This is a genomic window from Olsenella uli, assembly GCF_901212655.1.
Lineage (GTDB): Bacteria > Actinomycetota > Coriobacteriia > Coriobacteriales > Atopobiaceae > Parolsenella > Parolsenella uli_A.
Window position 1 is genome coordinate 80,396 of record NZ_CAAKON010000009.1, and the last position, 8,359, is coordinate 88,754.

General features: G+C 66.1%; 6 protein-coding genes. 5 read left to right on the plus strand and 1 reads right to left on the minus strand.

All coding sequences use genetic code 11. The features are described from left to right. Positions 1-435, plus strand: coding sequence for a hypothetical protein (locus EFAMC2_RS02060; RefSeq protein WP_154026510.1), 435 nt, complete (start codon positions 1-3; stop codon positions 433-435). 274 nt (positions 436-709) lie between these two features. Here the strand turns inward: EFAMC2_RS02060 and EFAMC2_RS02065 are convergent, their stop codons facing one another. Further along, positions 710-1,384 (minus strand): GntR family transcriptional regulator, encoded by a 675-nt coding sequence (locus EFAMC2_RS02065; protein ID WP_187325096.1) that lies wholly within the window; start codon positions 1,382-1,384, stop codon positions 710-712. Positions 1,385-1,781: 397 nt separating this feature from the next. On the opposite strand from EFAMC2_RS02065, the gene EFAMC2_RS02070 reads away from it, so the two are divergent. From EFAMC2_RS02070 to EFAMC2_RS02085, 4 genes are all read left to right on the plus strand, one after another. Further along, positions 1,782-3,239, plus strand: a complete 1,458-nt coding sequence (locus EFAMC2_RS02070; protein ID WP_222838504.1) for an MFS transporter — start codon at positions 1,782-1,784, stop codon at positions 3,237-3,239. Positions 3,240-3,242: 3 nt separating this feature from the next. Then, positions 3,243-3,998 (plus strand): alpha/beta hydrolase family protein, encoded by a 756-nt coding sequence (locus EFAMC2_RS02075; protein WP_154026514.1) that lies wholly within the window; start codon positions 3,243-3,245, stop codon positions 3,996-3,998. A gap of 157 nt (positions 3,999-4,155) precedes the next feature. Then, positions 4,156-6,084, plus strand: a complete 1,929-nt coding sequence (gene bilR, locus EFAMC2_RS02080) for a bilirubin reductase, long form (RefSeq protein ID WP_222838505.1) — start codon at positions 4,156-4,158, stop codon at positions 6,082-6,084. Positions 6,085-6,611: 527 nt separating this feature from the next. Continuing rightward, positions 6,612-8,210, plus strand: a complete 1,599-nt coding sequence (locus EFAMC2_RS02085) for an MFS transporter (RefSeq protein ID WP_154026516.1) — start codon at positions 6,612-6,614, stop codon at positions 8,208-8,210. Positions 8,211-8,359: the final 149 nt, after the last annotated feature.

The window sequence follows — 8,359 nt, forward strand, 5'->3', positions numbered from 1 at the left end:
ATGGCGCAGATCAAGAAGGGCCCCGCCCTCATCGCGAACGGCCTCGGCGTCATCATCGCCATCGTGGGCCTCGTGGTCACCGTCATGTGCTCCACGATGAGCGCTGACTACGCGCTCGGCTCCCTTGGCCTCTACGTTGCCGAGATCGTGGCCGCCGCGGTTCTCGCGCTCGTGGCCGCCTGGGCCGGCAGCGAGAGGGGCATCGTCTCGCTCGTCGCGAGCGCCGTGTCCGTGTTCCTACTCGTGAACGTTGCCGTGAGCGTCATCGGCTCGCGCATCCTGCTGGCCTCCGGCCTGTTCACGTGGAACTCCGCCAACCAGGTTGGCTGGGGCGTGTTCAACACCACCATCGCCGCCACCGCGCTTTTGCTCGTGGCCGCTCTGGTGATCGTGGTTGCTGCCTTCCTGCCCGAGGGCAAGAAGAAGACCGCGTAGCAAGCTCGTCTCGTGACGCAGGGCCCGTCGCCGGCAATGGGCGACGGGCCCTGCCCGAGGGCAGGCGCTTAGACCAAACAAGAGGGGCGCCGTCGGCAACGTGCCGGCGGCGCCCCCTCTTTGCTGTCTGCTTTCTGCGGCATGCGGGCTCGTTGCCATCGCTGGCGTTGGTGGCCCATTGGCTTCGCTCGCAAATGAGTCAGCCATTGCCGGGTCTGCCATCCCGTTTGACTCATGCTTTGCTTACGGCTTGCTGGGGCCTCGCTTTGCGGGCTTACTCCGCGAAGTACTCCGGGAAACGCTCGCGCACGACGACCAGGTAGGCGAGAAGTCCGTTCAGGTACTGGGTCTCCAGCCTACAGACCTCGCTGGCGTCGCGGGCCTCGATGGCGTCGCGCACGGCGGTGTGCTGCGCCACCACGGCGTCCCAGTCGAACTTCTCCGTGAGCATGGAGAGCCAGCGTACGCGGTCGAGGCTCACGGAGAAGCCGTCGATCCACAGCCAGACCTCCTCCTTGCCCACGGCCTCGAAGAGCCTGCGGTAGAAGCAGCCGTCGCAGGTGTAGAACGCCTGGGCGTCGCGTGAGGCGGCGGCGACGCGCTGCCTTCCCAACACCTCGCCAAGGCTCGCGAGAATCTCGTCTCCGTCCTGGGAGCAGCACTCCACGGCCACGGCCGTCTCGAGGTTCTTGCGCACGTAGCGGGCGCTTTCCGCCGCATGCAGGTCGATGGGTGAGACGTAGGTGCCGCTGTGGGGCACGGAGTAGACGAGCCCTTCCTGCGTAAGGCGCACGAGGGCCTCGCGGATGGGCGTGCGCCCCAGGTCGAGCTCCTCGGTGAGGCGCTTCATCGGCAGGCGAACGCCGGGCCGGTAGGCCGCGTGGATGATGCCGGCGCGAATGGCCTCGTAGGCCTGTTTCTGCTGGCTCTCTGATAGTTCGTCTGCCATGGGTTGCCCCCGTTCAGTGTGCCGAGGCTCCTGCTCGGGCAACATAGCATACGCCACGTCCCGGCCCTCGAGGGGCGCCGTTCCAAGATGCCGCGGACGAAGCACGGCCTGAAATCACGCCCCGGGCCACGCCGGCCGCCATAGCGCATTCTGCCGCCAGGGGCACCTCGCATACGTCTGGCCCCAAAAACCTACCGTTGGCCCGGTTGGTTCGCGCTCTTGCAAACAGGTATACCAGTTTGTGTGAGACTGATATACCAGAACGCCAGAAGGGGAAGCCGAGCGGGGGGGGCAAAGGCTCGGCAAACGTGGTGTTCGAGCTGCGTGTTCGTCTCAAGACGCATGCCAGAGCGCATTGGGTCCCCGAGGGGCCTCGCGCGGGGAAAAGGAGAGAAGCATGGCACAACAGACAGGCGCGGAGGCCACGGTGGGGTCCGGCGGCGGAGCGAGGGTTCGCCCGTTCTCGATGCTCGACAAGCTCGGCTACACCCTGGGAGACCTCGGCTGCTGCTGCACCGAGCAGTTCCGCTCGATGTACCTTTCCACCTTCTATATCCTGGTGCTGCAGATCAACCCGGTGCACGTGGGCATCCTGCTGCTCATCACCAAGATATGGGACGCCATCAACGACCCGCTGGTGGGCGCCCTCGTGGACATGCACCGCGCCAAGCCGGGCAAGGCCAAGTTCACCCCCTGGATCCGCCTCTTCTCGTTCCCGATGGCCGTCCTCTGCGTGCTGGGCTTCATCAACGCCAGCGACTGGGACTACGCCATCCGCATTGGCTACTGCTTCATCACCTACGTGCTCTACGAGTTCCTCTACACCTGCGTGAACGTGCCCTTCGGCTCGCTCTCTGCCGTCATGACCGAGGATCCCAAGCACCGCACGGCGCTCTCCCGCTACCGCAGCCTCGGCGGCACCATCTTCATGACGGTGCTCGTCATGGTGGGCCCGCTGTTCCTCTACGTCGACAACAACCCGGTGCCGGGCCGCTTCCTCATGCTCGCCTCCATCTGCGCCCTGCTGGGCTTCCTGTTCCTGCAGATCACCTGCGCGTGGTGCAAGGAACGCGTCATCGCGCCGCCGCGTCCCAAGGACGAGAAGTTCAACTGGCTCGAGGTCATCAAGAAGATCGGCCGCAACCGCCCGCTCATCGGCGTCATCGTCTTCAGCCTGCTCGGCATCGTAGGCGCCTCGGTGGTCAACGGCCTCAACGTCTACTTGTTCCGCGACTACTTTGGCAACGTCAAGCTGCAGTCTGCCATGGGCGGCATCTCCACGCTGTTCTCGCTGGCCGCGTTCTTGCTGATCCAGCCGCTCGCCAACCACTTTGGCAAGAAGGAGTGGTGTGTCATCGGCGCCGGCGTGGCCGCCGCCGTCATGGCCGTGCTGTTCTTCTTCCCGCTGCATGACCCGATGGTCTTCATCGGCATCTACTGCGGCTGCTACCTGTTCGCCTCCGCCATGCAGGTCCTCATCTGGGCGCTGCTTAACGACGCCATCGACTACCACGAGTACATGACCGGCGAGCGCAGCGAGGGCGTTATGTACTCCGCGTACTCGTTCTTCCGCAAGCTCGCCAACGCCGCCTCCGGCTCGCTGTCCGCCTTCATCCTCGGCTTCATCGGCTACAACGTCACCGCCGGCGCCGTGCAGACCCAGCAGGTCATCGACAGCATCTGGAGTGCCTGGACCGGCTCCTATGCCATCGGCTACGGCCTCGCCGCCATCGTGCTGGCGCTCGTGTACCCGCTCACCAAGTCCAAGACCGAGGAGATGCTCGCCGAGCTCAAGCGTCGTCGCGCCGAGCGCGCCGCCCAGGGCGAGGCCGTCGTCCAGGATGTGGAGGAATAGCTCATGCAGACTCTGCAGGTATCGTTTGCCAATCGGTCGGGTCACGTGCTCAGGGGCATCGTGACCCTGCCGGAGGGGAAGGGTCCGCGCCCCTTCGTCGTGCATCTGCATGGCTTTGGCGGGTCGCTCTCGGGCCACAAGTACATGTACACCAACATGGCCAGGGCACTGGCGCACGAGGGAATCGGCTGCGCCCGCTTCGACTTCTTTGGCTGCGGCGAGTCCGACGGCGAGTTTGGCGAGACCACCCTCACCGGGTTCCATCACGACGCCGAGGACATGTGCGCCTGGGCGATTGAGCAGGGCTACGCCGACGCCGCCCACCTCGTGCTCTCGGGCCAGAGCATGGGCGGCTACGTGGCCGCCTCCGTGGCGCCTGCCGTGGCTCCTGCCGCACTCGTGCTGCAGTGCCCGGGCGCGGCCATGTGGTACGGCGCCGCCGAGCGTGCGGACATGGTGACAAAGGCGGGCAAGGACAGCGTCGACCTCGAGGGCCTCACCTATGCCATGGCGTTCAACTACGACATGGCGTCGCATCCCGACCCCTTCGAGGAGGCTCGGGGCTACGAGGGGCCGGTGCTGATCATCCGCGCCAACGACGACAAGCTCGTGTCGTCCGAGAACTGCGAGAGCTACCAGGCTCTCTATCCCGGCTCAACCTATCTGGAGACGGAGGGCGGCGGGCACAACTTCGCCTCCCAGCCCTCGCGCAGGATGGTGGAGCGCGAGGTGGCCGCCTTCATCAAGGCAAGCCTGTAAGAGACCCATCCGCGGGTCAGCCCGGCGATGGCGTACGGAGCCGGGCCGACCCGTGCGAGACGTTTGGTCGCGTCCGCCCGGGGAGGCGGCGCGCAGCATGAGGCGGCGCCTGCGCCGCGCAAGGAGAGAAGGCCGCGTGCGGCCGGAAGGGAATCCCATGACCATGAAACTGCTCGAGCCCATCCAGATCGGCCCGATGACCCTCAAGAACCGCATCATGTTTCCGCCCCTCACCACGGGCTACGAGGAGCGCGACGGCAGCATCGGCGACCAGAGCCGTGCCTTCTACGAGCGTCTCGCCAAGGGTGGCGCGGGCTACATAGTCCTGGGCGACGTCAACCCCGTGGCCAGCTTCTCGCCCACGCCCAAGCTCTTCTCCGACGCCCAGATTCCGAGCTTCGCGGCCCTGGCGAACGCCGTGCACGCCCACGGCGCCAAGCTGGGCGCCCAGATCTTCCACCCCGAGTACGACGTGGACGCCATCAACGCGCTCGCCCGCGCCGGCCGCATGGACGAGGTGCGCCCCAAGCTCCACCACGACATGCTGCACTTCACCGACGAGGTGACCGAGGAGATGCTGCTCTCGATTATCGACAAGATGGTCGCCTGCGCGAAGCGCTGCCAGGCCGCCGGCCTCGACGCCATCGAGGTGCACGGCGACCGCCTCGTGGGCTGCCTCGTGAGCACGCGCATGAACCATCGCACGGACAAGTTTGGCGGCTCGCTCGAGAACCGCGCGCGCTTCGCCCTCATGCTCGTGAAGGCGCTCCGCGAGGCGGTGCCGGGCATGGCGATCGACTACAAGTTTGCCGTGGTGACGCCCGAGCGCGGCAAGGGCGGCGTGGACCTCGCCGACGCGCCCACCTTTGCCAAGTGGCTCGCGGAGGCGGGCGTCGACACCCTGCACGTGGCCCAGGCAAACCACACCGGCAACATGGCCGACACCATCCCGCCCATGGGCGTGCAGCCCTACGCGTTCTTCGCCGACATCGCCGGGCAGATTCGCGAGGTGGTGGACGTGCCGGTGAGCACGGCCGGCCGCATCATCTCGCCCGAGATGGCCGAGGAGATCCTGGAGGCTGGCAAGGCCGACTTCGTGGGCGTGGCGCGTCCGCTGCTCTGTGACCCGGACTGGGGCGTCAAGCTCGCTGCCGGCAAGCCGGAGACGGTTCGCCGCTGCATCTCGTGCAACAAGGGCTGCACGGACGCCATCCAGAGCCGCAAGTTCGTCTCATGCGTGCTCAACCCGGAGAACGGCTACGAGCTCACGCGCAAGGTGGAGCGCACGGCCGAGCCCAAGCGTGTGGCCGTCGTGGGCGGCGGCATCGCCGGCCTCACCGCAGCGCGCGTGGCAGCCGAGCGCGGCCATGCTGTGACGCTCTTCGAGAAGGAGGAGCGCCTGGGCGGCCAGCTGGGCATCGCCTCCGTGCCGCCGCGCAAGCAGGAGATGCTGCGCGCCGAGGCCGATGCCGAGCGCGCGGCGAAGGCCGCCGGCGCCGAGCTGCGCCTGGGCGTGGCCGCAGACCAGGAGGCCCTGCTCTCCGAGGGCTTTGAGGCCGTGATCGTGGCCACGGGCGCCACCAACGTGAGCATCCCCGTGCCCGGTGCGGACGGCGCCAACGTCGTGAGCTCGTGGGACGTGCTCGCCGGCAAGTCCGAGGTGGCGGGCCGCGTGGCCGTCATCGGCGGTGGCCTCGTGGGCTGTGAGTGCGCCGAGTACCTGGCCGGGCGCGGCTGCAAGGTCTCCGTGGTGGAGATGCTCGACAAGATTGCGGCGGGGGAGAGCGCCACGGTGCTGCCCACCCTCATGGAGAGCTACGAGCGCCTTGGCGTGGAGCAGCACCCCAGCACCAAGCTCGTGAGCATCGACGCGACGGGCATCGACTGCGAGGGTGCCGACGGCGAGGCCCTGCGCATCTCCTGCGACTGGGTGGTGATGGCCGTGGGCGCCCGCCCGGTGGCCTTCTCGGCCGACAAGCTCGAGGCCGCCGGCGTGAGCGTGACGCGCGTGGGTGACGCGGGCGAGCGCGCGAGCGACATCCAGAATGCCACGAACACCGCCTACGACGCCGCCTGCGCGATCTAGCGCGAGACCTGGCGTGCCGGCCAATCACGTCCCATAGCGTTCCTCCCAGCGCCGCTGGCCCTATACGCCGGCGGCGTTTTTTGTGCCGCGGGACAGGCAGCCCGTGCTCGTCACGTGAATGCAGGCGGGTATGTGATATATCAAAGTGCGCCGTCGGACTCGCATTTTGCGTCGGATTTACGAGGATCAGCCACGTGCGAAACTGTCTTTCAGTTGCCGGCGGAGCATTCTGCCACCCCAGCGGAAGGGTCGCAGCGCTCATATCACTCGTTTACCTCTCAAAACATACCGTTGGCGGGGTCGGTTGAAATGCCTGCCTGCTTCCTGAAGGAAGTCGGTAAACTGTTATATCAGTTAGCTTTGAGCCGATGAATGCTTGGGTGTGCGCCCTCGTCCCGTCGGTCGGAAGGAAGACGGTTCCACAGGCTCGTGCCGGAACGCTCGCGCATCGCGCCCCGCGCGTCGCGTCCCGCACTCCGGCGCTTGCCCACGGGGCCGAAACCCCTCACGCGAAGGAGTGTTGCCGAATGGCAGAGAACGCGACCCAAGCCAAGCAGTCCAGCGGAGGCGGCAGCGGCCTCAACCGCGCGAAGATGTACCAACTCGTGCTGTTCCCGTTCAACAACGGTGCCACGAACGTGTACTACGTGCTGCTCATGAACTACATCGCCTACTACGCCAACGGCGTTCTGGGCCTGCTGGTGGCGTTTGCCACCACGATGGTCACCGTGACGCGTGCCCTCGACGCCGTCATCGATCCGTTCGTGGGCATGTTCATCGATCGCACGGAGACCAAGATCGGCAAGTTCCGCCCGTTCATGATTCTGGGCAACGTGGTCATGGCCGTCTCGGCCCTGCTCGTCTTTTACGGCACGCGCCTCATCCCCGAGGACGCCACGGCCGTGAAGTACGTGCTCTACACCGTCTTCTACATGTGCCTCATGGTGGGCTACTCCATCCAGACCTCGTGCACGCGCTCTGGCCAGACCTGCCTCACCAATGACCCCAAGCAGCGCCCGACGTTCACGCTGTTCAACACCATCGCGTCGCTCGTGGGCATGGGCGTCACCATGGCCACGGCCTCCATCGTGGGCGGCAGCGTGGGCTACGGCACCGAGGCGTTCTTCAACTTCCTCATCCCGCTGGTCATCATCCTCTCCGGCGTCCTTACCGCGTTGGCCGTCATCGGAATCGCCGGCAAGGACCGCAAGGAGTTCTGGGGTCTGGGCAACGAGGACGAGAAGCCGCAGCTCAAGGTCAAGGACTACGTCGAGATCTTCAAGGCCAACAAGGAGCTCCAGCGCCTCATGGTGGCGGCCTCCGGCACCAAGTTCGCCTTCGCCATCGCCACGAACACCTCCGTGGGCGTGCTGCTCTACTCCTGCATGATGGGCAACTACAACGGTCTCTACCTGCCGATGTACATCCTCGGCTACGCCTTCTCCGCACCGTTCTTCATCGGCGGCCTGCGCATCAGCCAGAAGTACGGTCAGAAGAAGACCCTCGTCTCCTTCACGAGCCTCGCGCTCATCATGTACCTCGGCGTCACGGCGATGCTCGCCATGTGGCAGCCGGGCAATCCGGACCTCACGCTCTCCATCTTCAGCACCGAGGGCGGCCTGCACACCACGCTCAACCTCTACACGATCATCTTCATCGTGCTCTACGGCCTGGGCTACGGTGCGTACTACTCCACGGCCGACATGGCCATCCCCATGATCGCCGACTGCTCCGACTACGAGATGTACCGCTCCGGCAACTACGCGCCGGGCGTCATCGGCACGCTGTTCAGCTTCGTTGACAAGCTCGTGAGCTCGCTGTCCACCACCGTCGTGGGCATCGCGATCACCGTCGTGGGCCTCGCCACCCTGCCCGACACCACCACGCCCTACATGGATGGCATGAACTGGCTCACTATCGCGCTGTTCTGCATCATCCCGATCGTGGCCTGGCTGCTTACCCTCTGGGCGATGAAGGGCTACACGCTCACGGGCGAGCGCATGAAGGAGATTCAGGCCGTCAACGCCTGCCGCAAGGACGCCATCTCCGAGGGCATGTCTGTGGACGAGGCGCTCGGCACGTGGCAGACGATTGACCAGGTGCCCGACATGTACCGCGAGAGCTAGGACCGGGCGCTCGCGCGGGCACCAGGGATGCCGGTGGAGTTGCCTTCGGCGCCCTGGCCGACGATGTGGCGGATGCCGTCGGGGTAGTCCCCGTCTCATATGAACGTTTGCGCATCGGCGCGGTGGCCCCAAGGCCGCCGCGCCGTTTT

Bases quoted from the DNA above. Each gene is read 5' to 3' on its own strand.
- EFAMC2_RS02060 (WP_154026510.1), top strand. From the start codon at position 1: ATGGCGCAGATCAAGAAGGGCCCCGCCCTCATCGCGAACGGCCTCGGC.
- EFAMC2_RS02065 (WP_187325096.1), bottom strand. From the start codon at position 1,384: ATGGCAGACGAACTATCAGAGAGCCAGCAGAAACAGGCCTACGAGGCC.
- EFAMC2_RS02070 (WP_222838504.1), top strand. From the start codon at position 1,782: ATGGCACAACAGACAGGCGCGGAGGCCACGGTGGGGTCCGGCGGCGGA.
- EFAMC2_RS02075 (WP_154026514.1), top strand. From the start codon at position 3,243: ATGCAGACTCTGCAGGTATCGTTTGCCAATCGGTCGGGTCACGTGCTC.
- bilR (WP_222838505.1), top strand. From the start codon at position 4,156: ATGACCATGAAACTGCTCGAGCCCATCCAGATCGGCCCGATGACCCTC.
- EFAMC2_RS02085 (WP_154026516.1), top strand. From the start codon at position 6,612: ATGGCAGAGAACGCGACCCAAGCCAAGCAGTCCAGCGGAGGCGGCAGC.